General features: G+C 41.3%; 23 protein-coding genes. 13 read left to right on the top strand and 10 right to left on the bottom strand.

What is annotated here, in order from left to right; translation table 11 throughout:
• Positions 1-2: 2 nt before the first annotated feature.
• From NXR94_RS13580 to NXR94_RS13565, 4 genes are all read right to left on the bottom strand, one after another.
• Complete coding sequence (locus tag NXR94_RS13580; protein WP_258105199.1) at positions 3-1,106, bottom strand: hypothetical protein; 1,104 nt, start codon at positions 1,104-1,106, stop codon at positions 3-5.
• Between the two features lie 18 nt (positions 1,107-1,124).
• Positions 1,125-1,757: a hypothetical protein gene (locus tag NXR94_RS13575; protein ID WP_258105198.1), complete on the bottom strand. Its 633-nt coding sequence runs from the start codon at positions 1,755-1,757 to the stop codon at positions 1,125-1,127.
• Positions 1,750-2,328, bottom strand: a complete 579-nt coding sequence (locus NXR94_RS13570; RefSeq protein ID WP_258105197.1) for an RNA polymerase sigma factor — start codon at positions 2,326-2,328, stop codon at positions 1,750-1,752. The genes NXR94_RS13575 and NXR94_RS13570 overlap by 8 nt, the downstream gene beginning before the upstream one ends.
• An 88-nt stretch (positions 2,329-2,416) precedes the next feature.
• Complete coding sequence (locus NXR94_RS13565) at positions 2,417-2,968, bottom strand: hypothetical protein (RefSeq protein WP_258105196.1); 552 nt, start codon at positions 2,966-2,968, stop codon at positions 2,417-2,419.
• A 113-nt stretch (positions 2,969-3,081) separates the two neighbouring features.
• Between NXR94_RS13565 and NXR94_RS13560 the strand changes: the two genes are divergently transcribed.
• Positions 3,082-4,128, top strand: coding sequence for a sugar ABC transporter substrate-binding protein (locus NXR94_RS13560; protein ID WP_258105195.1), 1,047 nt, complete (start codon positions 3,082-3,084; stop codon positions 4,126-4,128).
• 28 nt (positions 4,129-4,156) lie between these two features.
• Here the strand turns inward: NXR94_RS13560 and NXR94_RS13555 are convergent, their stop codons facing one another.
• From NXR94_RS13555 to NXR94_RS13545, 3 genes are read right to left on the bottom strand one after another with little or no spacing between them, the layout of a single operon-like run.
• Positions 4,157-4,867, bottom strand: coding sequence for a YebC/PmpR family DNA-binding transcriptional regulator (locus tag NXR94_RS13555; protein ID WP_258105194.1), 711 nt, complete (start codon positions 4,865-4,867; stop codon positions 4,157-4,159).
• A 56-nt stretch (positions 4,868-4,923) separates the two neighbouring features.
• Positions 4,924-5,280 carry a LytTR family DNA-binding domain-containing protein gene (locus tag NXR94_RS13550; RefSeq protein WP_258105193.1) on the bottom strand — a complete coding sequence of 119 codons (357 nt, stop codon included), beginning with the start codon at positions 5,278-5,280 and terminating at the stop codon, positions 4,924-4,926.
• A 60-nt stretch (positions 5,281-5,340) separates the two neighbouring features.
• Positions 5,341-8,139 (bottom strand): putative LPS assembly protein LptD, encoded by a 2,799-nt coding sequence (locus tag NXR94_RS13545; RefSeq protein ID WP_258105192.1) that lies wholly within the window; start codon positions 8,137-8,139, stop codon positions 5,341-5,343.
• Positions 8,140-8,220: 81 nt separating this feature from the next.
• Between NXR94_RS13545 and NXR94_RS13540 the strand changes: the two genes are divergently transcribed.
• From NXR94_RS13540 to NXR94_RS13530, 3 genes are all read left to right on the top strand, one after another.
• On the top strand, positions 8,221-9,003 hold the full coding sequence (locus tag NXR94_RS13540; RefSeq protein WP_258105191.1) for an N-acetylmuramoyl-L-alanine amidase: 783 nt from the start codon (positions 8,221-8,223) through the stop codon (positions 9,001-9,003).
• Positions 9,004-9,008: 5 nt separating this feature from the next.
• Positions 9,009-9,941 (top strand): MlaD family protein, encoded by a 933-nt coding sequence (locus tag NXR94_RS13535; protein WP_258105190.1) that lies wholly within the window; start codon positions 9,009-9,011, stop codon positions 9,939-9,941.
• A 96-nt stretch (positions 9,942-10,037) separates the two neighbouring features.
• A complete protein-coding gene (locus NXR94_RS13530) occupies positions 10,038-10,889 on the top strand; it encodes a transglutaminase-like domain-containing protein (protein WP_258105189.1) in 852 nt (283 codons plus the stop codon).
• An 8-nt stretch (positions 10,890-10,897) separates the two neighbouring features.
• Here the strand turns inward: NXR94_RS13530 and NXR94_RS13525 are convergent, their stop codons facing one another.
• A complete protein-coding gene (locus NXR94_RS13525; RefSeq protein WP_258105188.1) occupies positions 10,898-11,509 on the bottom strand; it encodes a 4'-phosphopantetheinyl transferase family protein in 612 nt (203 codons plus the stop codon).
• Positions 11,510-11,623: 114 nt separating this feature from the next.
• Here NXR94_RS13525 and NXR94_RS13520 point away from each other — a divergent pair, with 114 nt between their 5' ends.
• Genes NXR94_RS13520 through folB form a run of 3 tightly spaced genes read left to right on the top strand, consistent with a single transcriptional unit; the run spans position 11,624 to position 13,649 of the window.
• The gene (locus NXR94_RS13520) at positions 11,624-12,541 is read left to right on the top strand and encodes a WD40 repeat domain-containing protein (RefSeq protein ID WP_258105187.1); all 918 of its coding nucleotides are present in this window, start codon (positions 11,624-11,626) and stop codon (positions 12,539-12,541) included.
• Between the two features lies 1 nt (position 12,542).
• Positions 12,543-13,289: a DivIVA domain-containing protein gene (locus NXR94_RS13515; protein WP_258105186.1), complete on the top strand. Its 747-nt coding sequence runs from the start codon at positions 12,543-12,545 to the stop codon at positions 13,287-13,289.
• A 9-nt stretch (positions 13,290-13,298) separates the two neighbouring features.
• Positions 13,299-13,649, top strand: a complete 351-nt coding sequence (folB, locus tag NXR94_RS13510; RefSeq protein ID WP_258105185.1) for a dihydroneopterin aldolase — start codon at positions 13,299-13,301, stop codon at positions 13,647-13,649.
• A gap of 9 nt (positions 13,650-13,658) precedes the next feature.
• Here the strand turns inward: folB and NXR94_RS13505 are convergent, their stop codons facing one another.
• Both NXR94_RS13505 and NXR94_RS13500 read right to left on the bottom strand, forming a co-directional pair.
• Positions 13,659-14,015 carry a nuclear transport factor 2 family protein gene (locus NXR94_RS13505; RefSeq protein ID WP_258105184.1) on the bottom strand — a complete coding sequence of 119 codons (357 nt, stop codon included), beginning with the start codon at positions 14,013-14,015 and terminating at the stop codon, positions 13,659-13,661.
• Positions 14,012-14,302, bottom strand: a complete 291-nt coding sequence (locus NXR94_RS13500; RefSeq protein WP_258105182.1) for an iron-sulfur cluster assembly accessory protein — start codon at positions 14,300-14,302, stop codon at positions 14,012-14,014. Before NXR94_RS13500 ends, NXR94_RS13505 begins: the two co-directional genes overlap by 4 nt.
• A 131-nt stretch (positions 14,303-14,433) precedes the next feature.
• Between NXR94_RS13500 and NXR94_RS13495 the strand changes: the two genes are divergently transcribed.
• The 6 genes from NXR94_RS13495 (at position 14,434) to NXR94_RS13470 (ending at position 18,970) form a co-directional block, all read left to right on the top strand.
• Positions 14,434-14,955, top strand: a complete 522-nt coding sequence (locus NXR94_RS13495; RefSeq protein WP_258105181.1) for a hypothetical protein — start codon at positions 14,434-14,436, stop codon at positions 14,953-14,955.
• A 4-nt stretch (positions 14,956-14,959) separates the two neighbouring features.
• Positions 14,960-15,349: a YkvA family protein gene (locus NXR94_RS13490; RefSeq protein ID WP_258105180.1), complete on the top strand. Its 390-nt coding sequence runs from the start codon at positions 14,960-14,962 to the stop codon at positions 15,347-15,349.
• Between the two features lie 3 nt (positions 15,350-15,352).
• Positions 15,353-15,802, top strand: a complete 450-nt coding sequence (gene dtd, locus NXR94_RS13485) for a D-aminoacyl-tRNA deacylase (protein ID WP_258105179.1) — start codon at positions 15,353-15,355, stop codon at positions 15,800-15,802.
• 90 nt (positions 15,803-15,892) lie between these two features.
• On the top strand, positions 15,893-17,680 hold the full coding sequence (gene lepA, locus NXR94_RS13480) for a translation elongation factor 4 (RefSeq protein ID WP_258105178.1): 1,788 nt from the start codon (positions 15,893-15,895) through the stop codon (positions 17,678-17,680).
• 1 nt (position 17,681) lies between these two features.
• Complete coding sequence (locus NXR94_RS13475; protein ID WP_258105177.1) at positions 17,682-18,062, top strand: four helix bundle protein; 381 nt, start codon at positions 17,682-17,684, stop codon at positions 18,060-18,062.
• Positions 18,062-18,970 (top strand): bifunctional 5,10-methylenetetrahydrofolate dehydrogenase/5,10-methenyltetrahydrofolate cyclohydrolase, encoded by a 909-nt coding sequence (locus tag NXR94_RS13470; protein WP_258105176.1) that lies wholly within the window; start codon positions 18,062-18,064, stop codon positions 18,968-18,970. The genes NXR94_RS13475 and NXR94_RS13470 overlap by 1 nt, the downstream gene beginning before the upstream one ends.
• Positions 18,971-18,978 lie beyond the last annotated feature (8 nt).

Raw genomic sequence — 18,978 nt, 5'->3', positions numbered from 1 at the left:
TCTTATAAAGTTATTCCAAAGCTCATGGCGTGCAGGCCTCCTAAATTAACCGGGCCGTGTCCTTGACTAAATACTTCGTTGAGGTCATACGTTGCGAAAATGTCCAGCCCTTTGAATCCAAATTGAGCCCTAATTCCATATCTGAAATTTTGAAGATAGAAGTGATCGGAGGTCTTATCTTTTTGCTTGTTGCCGTTCACCTTGTATTTCAATTTGCTATTACCCCCAATCCTGTAACCGGCATAACCGCCTAACCCGAATCTTAATCCCTGGTTTTTATATTCATCCCGATCGAAATTGAAACCATCCTTCCATTTAGAATGAGGCCTTTGACCATTGGTCAGGTTAATAACAGGTACAAAATTGACATTGACATAAGGCACTGAGAGACGACTTTTGATAGTCTGGTATTCTGCCGGTGTGGGTTGGAGTTCAATTTCATTGGCTCCTTTCGTAAAGATATAGTCAGAGTCCTGAAGCTTGTAATTATTCCAGCTCACCCCAAATCCCCAATCCAGATATAAAGGCCCGGTGACCCAGGTACTGTAACTACTATTGAGGCCTATGTACCAGCTTCCAAACGGCTTTACCGTGAAAGGAGAGTTATCGGCATCGGGAAATTTCCCTCCAGCCATCCAGTTGTTGAGTCCAATGTCTACATTAAATGAATTAGAGGTCCTTCTATTATCGTTGTCATCTTCCTTATCAAAGTCATCCCAGAAAAAGTTATGGTCCTCTTCATCTTCCTCCCATTCATCAGCGTCAATGAGAAGTTCCATATTGCCAATTTTTATGCTTGTTTTGGCCTGACCATCACCAATGATAATTGTCGTGTCCTTTGAATAACTCTGACCATTTTCGTCAGTCAACTCTATTTTTTGAATTTTTTTAGATTCTAACGCTTCGTTAATATCTCTGATCATTTGATTGATATCATATCTCTCCAGTCCTTTGAGTTCTTCGCGATTATCGGAGTAAATAATGATCTTGCTTCCTGCTGAAAGTTCGATGATCACAGTATCTGAGGCTAAGATATCTTTTGTGGTGAAAGCAAAACTTCCCAGGGCTGTGAACAACACAGCGATAAATATTGCGGTCTTTTTCATGTTGATTTTCTTAAAAGCTTAATTTCTACTTAATAACTGGTTCTTGGCATCACGCAAGTCGGCTAACAGGCCGGCAGGGGAGACCTGCTGAGCAACAGAGATGACTTTTGTAAGACTTTCACCCACGCCATCCTTTTTATTGCCGGGCATATGTGCTATTCGAACGCTTTGACTAACATCTGCCGGTACTGGTGCCAGGTCCAGGGAATATGAATAGGGAATTGCGATCTGCTGAGCTGGTTTCGCCTCAACCGTGAAAATCTCAGGCACTCGTTCCTCGACTATAATATGATTTGTTTCAGGTTCAGCAGTTTTAGTGGCTAATTTATAGATTGGATCACTTTGGCTGTCAGAAATCTTCTGGGGATCAGGAACAGGTAATGCGATGACCACGATTTGTTCTTTTCTTTGAACTGGATGATCAATTGAGCCACTCAGGTACTGATCGGACACTGAATCAGTTTTCCAGAAGGCCACGACAGCCAAAAGTATTGCGATGGATGCGGCTGCGGCCCAATAAGTCCTGACTTTTACGGATTTCTTCGGCACAATTTCCTGCTGGAACTGTTGCCATGCCAATTCCGTAGGAGTAACCTCCATATTCGATAGGCGCTCTCGAAAAAGTAAATCTGTTTGATTGATATCAGCCATTTTCTTTCCTAATTATCCTTTCATCTTCCTGCAGGGCCATCAACTTTGTTTGAAGCAGTTTCCTGGCTCTGCTAAGTTGCGATTTAGATGTACTTTCATTGACATCTAGTAGCTCAGCGATTTCGGCATGATTGTAACCTTCAATTGCATACAGGTTGAATACCGTTCTGTAACCCACAGGAAGTTCTTGTATGATTCTTAACAGGTCCTCCGTGGCCATGGACGATTCTATCAGTTCAAAATCAATTGACGATGGGTCATTCACATAATCCACCTCCAGAGACATCATTCTGTTCTTTCTGATGTACATCAGACATTCGTTGATCACAATTCGTCTTACCCATCCTTCCAGGCTACCTTCCCCTTTAAATTGCTTCAACTTTTCAAATGCCTTGACCATGGCACCTACCATTACGTGCTCGGCTTCCATCCGATCAGGGATGTACCGGGCGCATGCGCCTAGCATCTTGCTCGCAAATCGCACATAGAACTCCTTTTGGGCCTGTTGTTTTCCTTTCAGGCAGTCCTTCAGAAGTTGGTTTTCGGCGATTGTTTTCTGTATCAAAAGCATTTGAGACGATAGCGTTCGTAAGGAAGATGCTTGTGTTGCAACAAAGGTTGCATCATTATTAATTTTGAGTTAACCAAAATTATTTTGGTTAAAAAATGTACCCTTCAACGTATTCAGGAATTCCTTCATAGGTGCCGGAGACCCTGTTATCATTATTTAACAATACGTCAAACGTGATCCTTATGGTGCCATTCTTGAAAGCAACCAGTTTCACGTTACCCTCAATAGCTGAGAAATTTTCCTGGGCCGTCCCAAATAAAAAACGTCGGTAAATGTATTCTTCGGCTATCTCCTCGAATGATTCATCACGTGATTTTTTACGAAAGGTTCCGGTGGTGAACTGCTCAGTCCCCGGAGAGAACAATTCAATAAGAACAAAAAAGTCCACGCTATCACTAAAAACAAAGTAGGGCCGTCCTGCGTAATCGGTTTGTTTCTCAAAATAGACTGATTCACCTATTATCGTGAAGTCCATATTATAATGAGTGCCAGTATGGGCTCCCCAATCCTCCATAAGACAATGAGAAAACATCAGGGTCTGATCTTCATAATGAAGCACCGAGAGGACATCAGACTCTTTGTTGCACGAGCTAAGAACCAGTGTTGTAATGAAGCCAATGAAGATTGAAATTGATTTCATTGTGTTGAGCGTCTATATAAAGTTACTCATTGTTTGCCTTGAAATGGTAGGTTGTATATGAAGGTCTTTTTCCTTAAATTATATAGGTATAAACAACAAACTAGACCAAGCCAATGAAAACCCCAACACTATCTGTCATCCTGGTGATGGCTATTGCACTGATTTTTACGGCATGTGACAGCCGGCCAGCTAAAGACCAATCGAAAAGGGCAACAGTAGGAATAAGCCTTGGACCAGCTGATGGTCGATGGGCAAAGGACAGGGACTACCTGATGAGTAACCTTGAATCCAAAGGAGCTAAAGTTTATGTCAGGGAGGCAAAGGATGATGTGGCCACACAAAAGGATGATATCAGATACCTTATCAGCGAAAAAATTGATGTGATGATTGTGGTGCCTATTGATGGAGAATCATTATCAGAACTTGTAACAGAAGCCAGGTCAAAAGGGGTTAAGGTGGTGGCTTATGACAGGTTGATTCCGAATTGCAACCTGGACTTTTATGTTTCATTTGACAACTTTCGGGTTGGAGAAATGCAGGCGGAATACCTCACAAGGGTGATTCCGGAAGGTAATTACATGGTACTGGGAGGGTCTCCTACAGATTTGAACTCTAAGTTTCTGCGCCTGGGTCAGATGAATATATTACAACCACTTATTACAAAGGGAGATATCAATCTTATCTACGATACGGATATTGATAATTGGAACACGGAGCTGGCTTTTCAAAAAGTAAATGAGTTTCTAAAGAAATCTGAAACCAAGCCGGATGCTATACTTGCTTCAAGTGATAATTTGTCTATTGGCGCGATTCAGGCCTTAGATAGACACGGTCTGACAGGAAAAGTTATTGTCTCGGGACAAGATGCTCAGGAAGATGCTTGCAGAAGAATACTGGAAGGTTCACAGATCATGACGGTTTATAAAATCATTGAATCACTGGCACATACTGCCGCGAATGTGTCACTTGCTTTAGCTAAAAATGAAGTTATCCCGGATTCACATCTGACCATTAGCAATGGTAAAATGATGGTTCCGTCGATCTTATTGTCTTCTATGATTTCTGTAAATAAGGAGAATCTTCGGATGACGGTAATTGCTGATGGATACCTGGATGAATCTAAAGTCTATGACTCGAGTATGGTAGTGTCAGAAGAATAAAAAAAGGGCTTAATGAGCCCTTTTTTTGTTATGCGATGTTGGTAAAAACCTGCTGTACGTCGTCGTCGTCCTCAATCTTATCCAACATCTTTTCAATGTCTTCCATTTGCTCCTCTGTAAATTCTACCGGAGAAGTGGGTATTCTTTGAAGGTTAGCCTTTTTTATGTCTATTTCATGTTCCTCCAATGCCTTGGATAGAGTTCCGAAACTAGTATAATCGGCATATAGATAAACCATGTTTTCGTTTTCCTCGATTTCTTCCAGTCCGGCATCAATCAGCTCTAATTCCAATTCCTCCAGGTCCATCTCGTCCGGCTTTTCAAATTCAAATACAGCCTTTCTGCTAAACATGAACTCCAATGAGCCATTCGGGGCAATACTACCCCCTGCCTTATTGAAATAGGACTTTACATTGGCGACCGTTCTGGTTGTATTGTCCGTGGCACATTCGACAAAAACTAATACACCATGTGGCCCTTTACCCTCATAGATCACTTCTACAAAATCGGAAGCATCACCTCCGGAAGCTCTTTTGATCGCATTCTCAATGTTGTCTTTTGGCATGTTCTGCGCTTTGGCATTTTGAATTGCCGTACGCAGCTTGGCGTTCATTTCTGGCTCTGAGCCACCCTCCTTCACCGCTACGGTAATGGCTTTGGCCAGTTTCGGAAATAATTTGGACATTTTGTCCCAGCGTGCCTCTTTCGCTGCTCTTCTATATTCGAATGCTCTTCCCATGGGTTAAATTCAGAAATTGATATGCGAAATTACTTCGATTGCTTCAATGAAAAAACTCAGAATTGACATTTAGCGATGGCCTCTTTGAGTCTTTGGAGTGTAGGTGGCTTTTGTACAAAGTCCACGTAAGGGACTTCAGGGTAATGTTTCATAAAGCCCTCCGTATGAGCTGAAATTACGATGATCTTTGGCTTGTGATCCAGTACTTCAACAAACTCAGGACCTTCCAAGCCCGAAATGTTAATATCAAGAAAGATGAAGTCAGGTTTCCTTTTTTCAATTTGTATTGCCGCGTTTACGGTATCGCCATAGGCACCCACTATTTCAATACCTTCAATTTTTGAAAGTAAAAATTGAAGGATTTCAATGAATTCAGGCTCATCTTCGACAATGATACATTTCAACGGCTTCATATTCCGCAATTATAAACATAACCGCCATGTTTTTTCAACCTGACGTGTCATCGGGAGACATTACCTGTTAAATAAATCCTGGAAACTTCTTCGCTTATCGATTTTAAGTTGCTGAAGGAGTGCGGACCTTGGGCGAATAGACAAACTGAAGGATTGATAATATCCGAAAGGGATGTAGCTAAATGTAAGAGACCAACAGTGAAGGTCCCTGTTCACATTGATGTTGGTGGTGGTCATCTTTTTGGCTTCAAAGTCATAACCTGACCGGAAAGAAACCTGGGTTTTTTGCGTTAGACTTACAGATCCACTAAAAGACATGCTTTGGGTAAGTTTTGCTTCATCAAACCCCGTTTTCCTACGATTGATTGAATATTGGACATTCAAACTCCAGGGCATATCGAAATCGACGTATTCCTCTGGGTTTTGCATAATGTAGTCGAGTTCTTCATCTGTAGCATAAGGATTATCGGTCAGTCCATTTTTTTCATCAATGAACCCATTGGTGTCTGAAAAAGTGTCGGCTCTGTTATAAGGGTCCTCGCTGGTGTCAGATTTTCCTTTCGTGTTTTTAGGCTTCAGTCGTAAGCTAATTGAGGTATTCAGTGAGGAGAGTTGGCCGATACCACCCCCGTGATTCCATGCATATTGATCAAGGCGTCGTTGAGATACTCGTGTATTCCCCCCGGCATCGGTTGTTTTACTGAGAAGCTGATAGACGTATGGGTCAAAGACACCTCCGAAGCTGACGCTTATGGCACCCTTAAAAAAGGAAGTTCTTGCATTCCAGTTGATATTGCTCAACTTAAAGGAATCGGCAGCGAAGTTATAACCGGAGCTCATGGACAGGTTGTCGAAAATCTTAACTTTTCTGTAGTCTTGCGTGCTGTCCTTATCATCACGGATTTTCATTTCAAGGTTGTTGCTTAGGGAGAAACTCATGGTCTTGCTCTTAGAGCCACTTGGTGAGCCATAGGCAAAATTTTGATACTTAGAGAGTCTTCGGGTATTGCCCAGGGTATCTATTTGAACATCTTCCCACACACCATACCTTTCTGATCCAAAATCAGGGCTGTAGCTAAATGAAACGCTTGGAGTAGCAACATGACGGATAGCCTGAATTTTCCCATCTCCACCAAAGGCAACAAATCCATAGAGCCGGGTATTCATAGAGGCACCGGTGTTCCAACTGCCTGCGCGGCTAAAACCATCTACGGTATCTACCCTTACTCCATTTTCTTCTGGCACAAAGGTGTAATCCAACTCTTTGAGGTACCATACCTCCTGGTAATTGAAACTAGGGCTGACTGTGAAATATTTCAGAAGACTGAAAGAAGTACTGACCGGGATAGTATGTCTACCTCCCGACTTGGCGTAGGGAAGGAAATCGCCCAGGTTGGCAAATAAATCTTGCAATTCAGCATCGGGATCTCGTGGCTGAGCATTGACCACATTAATACCCCCAATGGAAGAGCTCGAGATATTATTAGTTATTTCATTTTTAGCGGCAAAATTATGGCTGAAACTCAACTTGGCCAACGGAGATTTAGAGTTGCTGACGATCTTTTTCAATGGATAGATCCGGTTCATACTCATGGTGAAATCCGGCAAAGTCAAACTCGCCACCTTGGTGGAGATGTTTTGACTATGACGAGCATTCATTGCAAAGTTGAATGGCAGGTTACGAAATCGTTGAGTATAACCCACATTCGAAGAAAACTGAGAATTGATACTTCGCTCATAGTTTTGGCTGACAATGTTATTGTTAGAGTTATATGTAGATGTACCTGCTGAAACTGAAGCACTGAAGCTTGACAGTCCACGTGTTTCAGGTCTGTGGTTCCATCTGATCCAATAGTCCTTACTTTCGATTGGATTTTCTACATCATCGGATATGTTACGGTTGTAAGAAAAGTTGAAGGTTCCTCCGTAGCTGTACCTTTTCTTATAGTTGGAGGTGGCATTGATTGCATGTGCACCTTTAGAGTAAATGTCACCTGTAAGTCTGAGGTCGATATAATCGTTGAAAGCAAAGTAATACCCCATATCTCTTAAGAAAAACCCTCTACGTTGCTCTTCACCATATGAAGGAAACAATATACCGCTGGCCTGGTGTTTTGGTTGAGGGAACATTCCAAAGGGTCCCCAAAGTGGAGTCGGTATTTCTCTGAATTTTAGGTTGAATGGCCCTGTTACGACCTTGCTTCCGGGGATTACTTTGATTTTGTCTGATTCTATAAAGAAATGGGGGTCGGCCAGGCTACAGGTGGTGTATTTTCCACCTTTGATAAACAAATCATCATCTTCATCTTTTTTCACATCCTCGCCGTGCATAAAAGCACCATCGCTTTCAGTTACTGCACCCTTAATAAGGGCCCTTTTGGTTTTGAAATTGTACGTGAGGTCATTGGTTTCGTAAACTTTGCTTTTCTGTGTAAAAACAGGCTTTCCATATTTTGATCCCGTAGAGTCGACCAGAAATTTGGAGCTGAGTGTTTTCTCCTCCCAATCTATACTGGTGTTTTCAGAATCAATGGACATATCGTCATAATCGATGTGCGCTTTCCCGTATAAATACAATTTTTGATTGTCTACATCGAATATAATTGAGTCCTTGGCACTGTAGTTGATTGTGGTCTCAATGTCACTTTGTGTCCTTTGTTGAGGTCTGGGAGTAGGGGTTCGGGTAATTGAATCCTGTTTTAGAGGAGAAACACTTACAATTGAGTCTTTTTGTGAGTTATTTGAAGGATTGGCGATAATTGAGTCTTCAGGGAGAGACGGAACGAGTTGATCATCCGTTTGCGCCCAAAGATTAATTGAAAAAATCGTAAAAAAACAAGCAAAAACGAAACTCCTCAAGCCCTCTCGGATTTTAATTTAAAGTCAAAAATTTACAATTTTGCGTAAAAGTATTGGATTTTAGTATATAACCTGAATGCTGTGAGAAATATTGCTGTACCATTTCTAATTTCGGTGATCTTAGTTTTGGCTTCCTTTAATACGATAGGAGTCAAAAACGTTAGGGTCAAAAAGGTTGTTATAGACGCTGGTCACGGTGGACGGGATCCCGGTACTCATGGCGCTATCTCTAAAGAAAAGGATATTGCGCTCAAAATAACTAAGGAATTAGGTCGTATCATCAAGGAAAATTTACCTGAAGTTGATGTAGTCTATACCAGAAAGGACGATAGCTTCCCAACGCTTGAATCACGTCCGGAACTAGCTAATAAAGTAGGTGCGGATCTTTTTATTTCTATTCACGCTAACTGGATATCTAACCCTAAAATTCATGGATCAGAGACCTATGTTATGGGGGTTCAGAATAGTAGCCGAAATTTTGAAGTCGCGAAAAGAGAAAATTCAGTTATTCTTTTGGAGGAGAATTATCAAACCAGATATGATGGATTTGATCCTACTAAACCAGAATCTTATATTTTGTTTAACCTCACTCAATCTGCTTATCAGGAAAGAAGCTTAAGATTAGCCTCCTTGATTGAAGATCAATTCCAGAATAGAGTTGGTCGAAATAGCCGGGGGGTGAAACAATCGAGCTTATGGGTATTATGGAATTCCGCTATGCCTAGCGTTTTAGTAGAAGTGGGTTATCTTAGTAATCCCAAGGAAGAAAAGGAGCTGAACGATGAGCTGAATCAGGTGTATATCGCTTCAGGAATCTACAGAGCTTTCAGGGACTACAAACAGGAAATAGAATCCATGAATTAATCCGCATGTCAAAACAATTTAAAGTAGGACTAATAGCACTTCTTGCAGGTGGTGTGCTCTATTGGGGCTTCAACTTTTTAAAGGGTACTGACTTTTTCTCGCCGATCAATAAATATTATGTTGTTTATGAGAATGTCGAGGGCTTAAATAAATCCAACCCGGTTATTATCAATGGCCTCACGGTAGGACGTGTAAGTGAAGTAAGCTTACTGCAGGAAAAGGATAATTTCATTCTTGTCGAATTGGATATTGATGAATCTGTAGTCCTTGGTAGTGATGCTCAGGCTGCTTTGTCAAATACGGACTTTCTAGGGAGTAAAGGTATTGTTCTGAATGTTGGTAACCTCAGTAATCCAGCTGAACCGGGAGATACCCTTGATGCTGTTATCGATAAAGGTCTCGGAGAAATTTTGGAAAGCGCTCAACCAGTGGCCAATAACCTAAATACAACGATTACCAGGGTTAATGAAATTTTGATTGGTCTTAAGGGGAGTGGAGAGAAGATCAATGAGACTATCGGAGAGCTCCAAAAAATGATTGTTGGGGTCAACTACATGATAGATAAAAACCAGTCTAACATCGCCAAGGTCATAGCATCAACTTCGGAAGTAGTTAATAGTCTCAATGACAAAATTGATCAGCTTGGTCCGGTCATATCCAAGTCAGAAGGCTTGATTGATACTTTAAGTAATGTGAAGATCAATCAGACACTTGCCGGAATGGATTCCCTTATTTATAACCTCAATCAGACCGTAATGAATCTCAAGGATAGTGAAGGAACCCTGGGTAAATTCATTAAAGATGACTCTGTTTATAACAACCTCAATCAGTTGCTGATCGATTTAGATAAACTCGCTATCCACTTTGATCAATATCCTAAGGATTTTATGAAGCCACTTGGTCGTAAGCACAAAAAGCTAAAATCAGGTAACGAGTAGAAATAATAGCACCTGATCCTTAGCACATTTTTCGGGTTTATTGTTATATTAAAAGAGGAACCCCGAAGTTTAATTTCAGATTATTTAAAAGCCGTTTTGAAAGAGAGCGAATTAAAAGCACTGGTAACATTGCTCGAAGATGAGGATGAGGAGATTGTCAATCATGTCGAAAAAAGATTGATGGAATTGGGTACTGGTGTGATCCCTCTTTTGGAACAGGAGTGGGAAAGTAACTTCAATCCATTGATTCAGCGACGCATTGAAGACCTTATTCATACCCTGCAGTTTGAACTGGTGCAAGAGCGCTTAATCGAATGGAAGGACAATGGCGCAGAAGATTTGCTGGAAGGGCTTTGGCTGGTAGCGACTTACCAATACCCCGACATCGATCTTGAAGAGCTTAAGCAAGACGTACATCAGTTATATGTTGAAGTTTGGCGTGAGTTTCAAGAAGATTTGACGCCTTACGACCAGGTAAGGATATTAAATTCTGTCCTGTTCGATAAACTGAAATTCAGAGCTAACACCAAAAATTTTCATTCCCCTGCCAATAGCATGATCAATGCGGTATTGGAATCAAAGAAGGGTAATCCTATATCACTTTGTGCAGTTTATATGCTTATCGCACAGAAACTGGGCTTGCCCATTTATGGTGTAAATCTGCCAAACCTCTTCATTCTTACTTATAAGGATGAATACAATGAGTTTTACATCAATTGTTTCAATAAGGGGCTCATTTTTAGTCGGGCAGATATTGATAATTATTTGGATCACCTGAGCATTAGTCCTCAGGAGCTTTTCTATGAACCATGCGCACCTTTAGATATTGTCTTAAGAGCGTTCAGAAATCTTGTGGTTTCTTTCGAAAAACTGGGTGACTATCATAAATCCGACGAGGTGAAGATCATATTGAAAAGACTGGATGATCAATATATCGGGCTTGATTGAAAATTATTTCAGGTATTATAGGCGAGGACGTATCCTTTAATTTCCTCCAGCACAATCTCGTAATCTTTCGAAGCTCCATTCATAGACTTACTTATTGTTCCAAGGATTTGCTGATCCGAAAGGAATTTGACGAAAGTATCATCCTTCAAACTGAGTCTCTTTCTACTGTAGATTTTATAAAGGACTTCTTTAGCGCACCAGATGGCACACAGTTTTGACAGGTCATCTGCGTATGACACTTCAGACCCATTGATAAATTTTTCCCTAACCTGGATGAGTTTATGTCTTGGCAACTCCAGGTCAATACCACATGGAGATTTCAAATTAATAAGTGCCGCTGCCAATGGAAATGAGTGGGTAATGGAGATCTCAGCTTTTTTGTTTCTTAAAAAGGGCTTTCCAGTGGCTTCCACATCCACTCCCTCGTACGGGATGTTATACTTTGCGCAAAGTGTTTGAATAAGAATTCTCCCTACCATCCATTCGGCCTGTTTAGCCAATTTATAGTCCTTGGGAGGCATATCCGGTACCATTTGAGCCAATTCTTCGTTGGTCTCTTTGATGTTCCAAACGGCATATGCGGAATGGCCGTTGATAGCTTTGGAAAGTAGTAGTGGCATATATTCTGGATTGGATTGTTAATTTAGTATTAAATACAGGTATTTGGTCATTATTGATGAATGAATTTACTGGTATGATTGTTAATCCCGAATTCCCAACAGGAACCCAACTATATGCTTAGAAAACCCATTCAGGTACAAAAAATAAGAACACTTTCCGGACATAAGGAGCCGCTTTATACGCTCCAACCATTAAATGGATCACAATTTCTTTCAGCAGGAGGAGATGGAATGGTTGTGCGTTGGGATTTAGACAATCCGGAAGTCGGGCAGATGATTGTAAAGGTCCCAGCTTCGGTATACGCTATGGAGTACAATGAGCCCCATAATCTATTGGTGGTGGGACAAAACTTTAGCGGAGTGCATCTCATAGATGTTGAGAACAAAAGTGAGGTAAAGTCAGTAGCACTGACAAGTGAGTCCATTTTTGATATCCAATCTTCTCAAGAGTATATTTATGTGGGTGCCGGAGATGGGGAGTTGATTGTGCTGGATTGGGATTTGAATATTGTAACCAGGAAAAAACTGTCCCCCAAGAGTATCAGGGCCATAGCGATCAATCAGCATAAATCTGAAATGGCGGTAGGCTACAGCGATCATAAGGTCAGAATATTGTCAATGGATGATTATAAGGTTTTGCATGAAATTGAGGCACACTCTAATTCAGTTTTTAGTCTGTGTTATCACCCTGAGTTACCCTTATTGCTAAGTGCGGGGCGTGATGCAAGGATTAAATTTTGGGATACAGATAACGAATATAAGTGTGTGGAGGAAATCGTCGCACATATGTATACGATCAATCATCTGACGTTTAGTCCCGACCGACAACATTTTGTATCTTGTAGCATGGACAAGTCGATAAAGGTGTGGGATGCCCAAACCTTTAAACTGCTCAAGGTAATTGATAAGGCAAGGCACGCCGGACACGGCACATCGGTAAATAAGTTACTGTGGCTCAATCATAAAGAAACTTTGGTTTCTTGCAGTGACGATCGTACTATTTCCTTGTGGGACATTAATTTTGCTTCCTGATATGAAGATCACACCATTAGAAATTAGACAAAAGAACTTCGAGAAAAAGCTTCGAGGCTACGATAAAGATGAAGTATCGGCTTTTCTCCTTTCACTTTCGAATGAATGGGAAAGAGTTCTGGATGAAAATAAAGAATACCGGATCAAACTGGAACAGGCAGAAAAGGAGGTTAAAAAACTTAGAGAGGTAGAAAGCTCTTTGTTTAAAACTCTTAAAACAGCGGAAGATACCGGTGCAAGCCTGGTCGAACAGGCGAACAAAGCTGCTGAACTTCACCTGAAGGAAACGCAGATGAATGCTGAAGCCATGCTTGGTGAGGCAAAATCCAAGGCCAAAAACCTCATTGAAAAGGCCGAATCTGAGGCTCGTGACATAATCGACGAAATGCAGGAGGCAGTAAAGGACCTGGAGGAAAATTATCGGACACTCGAAAATCTGAGATCCACCATTATTTCGGAATTAAAAAATTTCACTGGTGATGTGACAGAAAGAATTGACAGAACGGTCAACAAGAAGGCGGAGTTTAAGCTTGAGGATCATACAAAGAAAGTAAAAGAGATCGTACGTGAATCGGAGAAGCGCATTAATAAGGAAAATCTCGAGATCAAGCCAAAGGTGATGAAGCCGATCAGTGAAGAAGAGGTGAGGAAAAAGTCGCTACCTGCTGCTTCTGAGAAGATTGTGAAGCCAAAACAACCGGTTAAGTCCAATCAGGGAGGTTCATTCTTTGACGAACTAGAGGACTAAGTAAAGGTTATGGGCAAGGTTTCTTTAGAGGGCATGGAGTTTTACGCTCGTCATGGTTATTACGAAGAGGAGCGTATTATCGGCAATAAGTACAGTGTTGATGTAACTATTGAGGTGGACTTTTCAGAAGCGGCAGAGACAGATCATCTGGAAGGTACGGTCAACTACGAAAAGGTCTACGAAATTGTGGCTGGTGTGATGGCCGTGGATGCCTTACTCCTGGAGCACCTGGCTGGAAAGATTATTAAAGACCTCAAAGCTCATTTTCCCCGAATTAAAAGCACCACTGTAAAAGTTTCCAAGTACAATCCACCAATCAAGGGGCTTTGTCAGCGTGCGGTGGTTGAGATGGAGGGATAGTGGATATCCTTATTCGGGCTTGGGAAAGCCCTGTTGTTCTGTGAATGACAGATGGTCCCAGTAGCCTCTCTGGAATTTGATTTTTTCATCGACTATCTGAAAAAAGCCACACCCCCTTAGTCCCAGTGGATCTTTCCATTCGAGTATCCCCCATTCACCATCCTCGAATATATTTTCTATTACACATGTCATTTGAGCGCGGGAGAAATCCTTTTCGAACATCATTTTGATATTCTCTCTACCTTCTATCGGATCCCATACCACCTGATGGTTAATTGCATCAGCATGATATAGTTCAGCTAAAGCATTGGCATCTCCATTGTTGAAATGTACCACCCATTGTTTTATCAGTTCTTTCGGGCTCATGATCCTCCCGAATTAAATACAAAACCCATTTCCGTTTCACCTTCGTACCAATCAATTTCCTTCCCGACCAAAAACATCGTTTCACGTTTTTGAACATAGACAGGAACACCATCTACTTCATAGGATAAATCTCCTTCTTTTTCTTTATCAAAACCGAGGACGAAGGACACACCGCAGCCCCCACCCTTCACACCTACACGGAGGCCATATCCTGAAGGAATATTCTTGTTTTTCAGAATGTTTTTGATCTCAACGAGTGCTTTTTCTGTAATTGTTACCGGTTGCATTTTGTGGCCAAAGAAAATGGTTATTTTTGGAACGCTTTACGTTTTGGGGTGGTGGAATAATTCCACAATAAACGTAGCAGCAAAGTTATATGTCGATTTGACAAAAATGATAAACTCTTAACACCGATCCAATGGAGATGGTTTACGACCTTCTGAAAATTACCTTACCTGCAATCATTGTATTATACGCCGTGTATTTGATGGTGCGTTCATTTATGCAGCGTCAGTTGGATGAATATCAGCAAACCTTAAGACATAAAAATCAAGAGGTGGTGATGCCCATTCGGCTTCAGGCCTATGAGCGTATCTGCTTGCTTCTGGAGCGTATTTCTCCTAATAACATCATACCGCGTTTAAATGAAAGCGGGATGACCGCGAAAGAATTGCAAAGTATGTTGGTAAGTGAGATTCGGAGTGAATATAACCATAACCTGTCTCAACAAGTTTATATCTCTGATGACGCGTGGTCTTTTGTTTCAGGTGCTGTGGAGCAACTGATTTCATTAATTAATGAAGCAGGAAATGAGGTGAAAGCCGATGCGGCAAGTATTGAGCTGGCACGATTAGTTTTGGAAAAATCAATGCAAAACCAAAGCGATACGATTAAAGGCGCTATCCACTTTTTGAAAGGGGAGATAAAAGAGTTATTTTAAGCTGATGGCTAATAAGAAAATAGATGCGATGATGACACGGGCAAAGGAAACCCTTTCAAACAATGAGAGGGTGAAAAAGCTCCTGGAATCGGTCAAGGATAAAATTGATGAAATTTCTCAGGATGGGGAGGGTAAGCAAAATTTTATCTATCATTTGCAGACTATTATTCGTATGGTAAAAGCGCAGGTGACCGGGGAATATCACAGCTTTTCTATTCAGTCCATGCTGATGCTTGTTTTTGCATTAGTGTACTTTATTACACCACTTGATCTTCTGCCTGACTTTATTCCTGCGCTGGGATTTACTGATGATATCTCCATTGTTCTTTTTATTTTCCGAAGCATCAAAGAAGATATCGATCAATTTCTGAGCTGGGAGGAAGCTGGTGCTTAAACTATGCGTGTAGTTATTCAGCGAGTTTCCGAGGCCTCTGTTACTATTGATGGAGTAGTGAAATCCCGGATTGGAAAAGGTCTGTTGATTTTGTTAGGCATTGAGGAGGCTGATGGTTTGGAAGACATCGATTGGCTAACCAGGAAAATTTTGAATTTGAGAGTTTTTTCAGATTCGGAGGGTGTCATGAATGAGAGTATTCTGGATCATAAAGGAGAGTTGTTGGTGGTGAGTCAATTTACGCTTCACGCGAGTACAAAAAAAGGTAATCGTCCTTCCTACATTAAAGCAGCCAGACCAGAAATTGCCATCCCTCTTTACATGAAATTTGTTGAAGATCTAAAGAAATCCGGGCTTAGCATTTATACTGGTGAGTTTGGTGCTGATATGAAAGTGTCGCTGGTCAATGATGGGCCGGTAACCATTTCAATGGACACTAAAAATAAAGAATAGGGGATTCCTTCATCTCCCAAAATCCTTATTACGTAAAGCTTCAATAATGACTATTGTTTGTGCTAACTTTGCCCACTTTTAATAGTTCATATGGATCATATTCGTAATTTCTGCATCATTGCTCACATCGATCACGGCAAGAGTACCCTTGCTGATCGTCTCCTCGAATTTACCCAAACGGTATCTGATCGGGACATGCAAGCTCAGTTGCTGGATAACATGGATTTGGAGCGTGAAAGAGGTATTACTATCAAAAGTCACGCAATCCAGATGAACTATCTAAAAGGTGGTAAGGAGTTCATTTTGAACCTGATTGACACTCCAGGACACGTGGATTTCTCTTATGAGGTTTCTCGTTCAATTGCAGCTTGTGAAGGGGCATTATTAATTGTGGATGCCTCACAGGGTATTGAAGCTCAGACCATCTCGAATTTGTATCTGGCACTTGAGCATGATTTGGAAATAATTCCGGTGCTTAACAAAATCGACCTTCCAGGCGCCATGCCTGAGGAGGTTTCTGATCAAATTATCGATTTGATAGGATGCGCCAAAGAGGATATCATCCACGCCAGTGCCAAAGAGGGAATTGGTATTGAGGATATACTGAATGCCATCGTCGCAAGAATCCCATCACCAAAAGGCGATCCGGAGGAGCCGCTTCAGGCGATGATCTTTGATTCAGTTTTCAATTCATTTAGAGGGATCGAAGTATTCTTCCGAGTGTTTAATGGTACGATCAAGAAGGGTGACAAAGTCAAATTCGTTAATACGGGGAAAGTTTACGAAGCAGATGAAATTGGCGTATTGAAGCTGGATCACGAGCCACGTAAGGAATTGAAAGCTGGAAATGTTGGCTACATAATTTCCGGTATTAAGGTGGCAAAAGAAGTCAAAGTTGGGGATACGATTACCCATGTTGATAGGCCTACTCAACGTCAGGTCAAAGGGTTTGAGGATGTGAAACCGATGGTTTATGCGGGTATTTACCCGGTAGAGACCAGTGAATTCGAAGAATTAAGGGCTTCAATGGAGAAGTTGCAGCTCAATGATGCATCGCTGGTTTGGGAACCTGAGACATCCATGGCGCTTGGCTTTGGGTTCCGATGCGGATTCCTAGGTATGTTGCATATGGAAATTGTGCAAGAGAGACTGGAGCGTGAGTTTGATATGACGGTAATCACTACCGTGCCGTCGGTACGATTCCATGCGATTAAGTCAGATGGAGAAATTGTTAAGGTGAGTGCGCCTTCAGAGTTGCCTGAGTCAAATTATATTTCTCATGTGGAGGAGCCTTACATCAGAGCGCAGATCATTACGAAATCGGAATATATTGGAGCAGTGATCGCTCTGTGTATGGATAAAAGAGGTGAAATCAAAAACCAGGTTTACCTAACCAGTGACAGGGTTGAGCTGACTTTTGAGTTGCCGCTGGCCGAAATTGTTTTCGATTTCTTTGATAAATTAAAGACAATATCACGAGGGTATGCCTCATTGGATTATGAACTGATTGGGTATCGTCAGTCGCATATGGTGAAGTTGGATATCATGCTCAATGGGGAAAAAGTTGATGCACTATCAGCAATTGTTCACAGAGATAAGGCGTACGAATGGGGTAAAAGACTTTGTGAAAAACTGAAAGAGCTAATCCCTCGACAGATGTTTGAAATTGCGGTTCAGGCCTCAATTGGAACAAAAATTATTGCAAGAGAAACCGTAAAGGCCATGAGGAAAAACGTTTTGGCTAAATGTTACGGAGGTGATATTTCGCGAAAGCGTAAACTTCTTGAAAAACAGAAAAAAGGTAAAAAACGAATGCGTCAGGTAGGTAACGTGGAGATTCCACAGGAGGCTTTCATGGCGGTATTGAAACTGGACTAGTTTGAGGGAAGGGAGTACGAAGCAGGAAGTTGGGTTTAAAATTGAAAAGTTGAGAATCTGGCAGGATTCAATGGATTTTGCTGAGATGGTTTTTAAGGCTTCGAAAGATTTTCCTGATAATGAAAACTTCAATCTTACATCTCAAATAAGAAGAGCTGTCAATTCAGTTGGATTAAATATTTCTGAGGGATCAATTCTTCAATCCAATGCGGAGTTCAGGAGATTTCTTGGGTATTCAATAAGGTCTTTAGCTGAAGTTGTTACCTGCTTGCACAAGGCAAAACGAAGAGATTATATGAGTGGAGAAGAGTTCAATGATTTTTATCTTCGCGCTTACAATTTGATGAATATGATTATTGGCTTTAGAAATAAATTGATCTAATGACTTCCAACTCCTCACATCCAACTTCAAGTTCTAAAATCCTTGATGGTAAAAAGGTGGCTTCCGATATTAGAAGCGAAGTTTCGCTCAAAGTAGAGCAACTCAAAAAGGAAGATAAGCGAGCTCCAAATTTGGCAATCATTATTGTAGGAGATGATGGCGCAAGTCATACTTATGTAAATGGCAAGATTAAGGCGTGCAAAGCAGTAGGGTTTGATTATACCTTAATGCACTTTGCGAGTACCATTTCAGAGGATAAACTGCTCAAGCATGTTGATCAGCTTAACGACGATGAGGATATAGATGGTTTTATTGTTCAGTTGCCATTACCTGAACACATCTCAGTGGAAAAAGTAACGGAGCGGATCAAACCTGAAAAAGATGTCGACGGTTTTACTAATCAGAATTTTGGCAGTATCGTGTCAAAGAATCCTTTGATTCTTCCGGCCACTCCTTTTGGTGTGATGGAGATATTAAGAAGATACGATATTCCTCTGGAAGGTAAACACTGTGTGGTAGTTGGATCAAGCAGATTGGTTGGAGCTCCTTTAAGCATGATGTTATTGGAGGAAGGTCGAGCCACCGTCACGGTTTGCAATAAATACACTACAGATTTAGCGTCTCATACGAAAGAAGCCGATATACTCATTGTAGCCGTAGGAAAACCTAACCTGATTACAAAAGACATGGTGAAGCCTGGCGTGGTGATCGTAGATGTAGGAACCACACGAGTAGAGGACTCATCAAGTAAAACAGGATTTAAGTTGAGTGGTGATGTGGATTATGAGGCAGTGTCAGAAATCAGTTCTTACATCACTCCGGTACCTGGGGGTGTTGGACCGATGACCATTGCTTCTCTACTATTAAATACCATGAGAGCGTACGAGCAGCAGCATTTGAATGGCTGATTCAATTT

Origin of the sequence: Marinoscillum sp. MHG1-6, assembly GCF_024714475.1 — a bacterium.
Classification (GTDB): Bacteria; Bacteroidota; Bacteroidia; order Cytophagales; family Cyclobacteriaceae; genus JAMZMI01.
This window is presented reverse-complemented; position numbering and strand designations above follow the sequence as displayed.

What these genes read in the sequence shown, in the direction of transcription:
- NXR94_RS13580 (WP_258105199.1), bottom strand. Translation starts at nt 1,106, where the DNA reads ATGAAAAAGACCGCAATATTTATCGCTGTGTTGTTCACAGCCCTGGGA.
- NXR94_RS13575 (WP_258105198.1), bottom strand. Translation starts at nt 1,757, where the DNA reads ATGGCTGATATCAATCAAACAGATTTACTTTTTCGAGAGCGCCTATCG.
- NXR94_RS13570 (WP_258105197.1), bottom strand. Translation starts at nt 2,328, where the DNA reads ATGCTTTTGATACAGAAAACAATCGCCGAAAACCAACTTCTGAAGGAC.
- NXR94_RS13565 (WP_258105196.1), bottom strand. Translation starts at nt 2,968, where the DNA reads ATGAAATCAATTTCAATCTTCATTGGCTTCATTACAACACTGGTTCTT.
- NXR94_RS13560 (WP_258105195.1), top strand. Translation starts at nt 3,082, where the DNA reads ATGAAAACCCCAACACTATCTGTCATCCTGGTGATGGCTATTGCACTG.
- NXR94_RS13555 (WP_258105194.1), bottom strand. Translation starts at nt 4,867, where the DNA reads ATGGGAAGAGCATTCGAATATAGAAGAGCAGCGAAAGAGGCACGCTGG.
- NXR94_RS13550 (WP_258105193.1), bottom strand. Translation starts at nt 5,280, where the DNA reads ATGAAGCCGTTGAAATGTATCATTGTCGAAGATGAGCCTGAATTCATT.
- NXR94_RS13535 (WP_258105190.1), top strand. Translation starts at nt 9,009, where the DNA reads ATGTCAAAACAATTTAAAGTAGGACTAATAGCACTTCTTGCAGGTGGT.
- NXR94_RS13525 (WP_258105188.1), bottom strand. Translation starts at nt 11,509, where the DNA reads ATGCCACTACTACTTTCCAAAGCTATCAACGGCCATTCCGCATATGCC.
- NXR94_RS13520 (WP_258105187.1), top strand. Translation starts at nt 11,624, where the DNA reads ATGCTTAGAAAACCCATTCAGGTACAAAAAATAAGAACACTTTCCGGA.
- NXR94_RS13515 (WP_258105186.1), top strand. Translation starts at nt 12,543, where the DNA reads ATGAAGATCACACCATTAGAAATTAGACAAAAGAACTTCGAGAAAAAG.
- folB (WP_258105185.1), top strand. Translation starts at nt 13,299, where the DNA reads ATGGGCAAGGTTTCTTTAGAGGGCATGGAGTTTTACGCTCGTCATGGT.
- NXR94_RS13505 (WP_258105184.1), bottom strand. Translation starts at nt 14,015, where the DNA reads ATGAGCCCGAAAGAACTGATAAAACAATGGGTGGTACATTTCAACAAT.
- NXR94_RS13500 (WP_258105182.1), bottom strand. Translation starts at nt 14,302, where the DNA reads ATGCAACCGGTAACAATTACAGAAAAAGCACTCGTTGAGATCAAAAAC.
- NXR94_RS13495 (WP_258105181.1), top strand. Translation starts at nt 14,434, where the DNA reads ATGGAGATGGTTTACGACCTTCTGAAAATTACCTTACCTGCAATCATT.
- NXR94_RS13490 (WP_258105180.1), top strand. Translation starts at nt 14,960, where the DNA reads ATGGCTAATAAGAAAATAGATGCGATGATGACACGGGCAAAGGAAACC.
- dtd (WP_258105179.1), top strand. Translation starts at nt 15,353, where the DNA reads ATGCGTGTAGTTATTCAGCGAGTTTCCGAGGCCTCTGTTACTATTGAT.
- lepA (WP_258105178.1), top strand. Translation starts at nt 15,893, where the DNA reads ATGGATCATATTCGTAATTTCTGCATCATTGCTCACATCGATCACGGC.
- NXR94_RS13470 (WP_258105176.1), top strand. Translation starts at nt 18,062, where the DNA reads ATGACTTCCAACTCCTCACATCCAACTTCAAGTTCTAAAATCCTTGAT.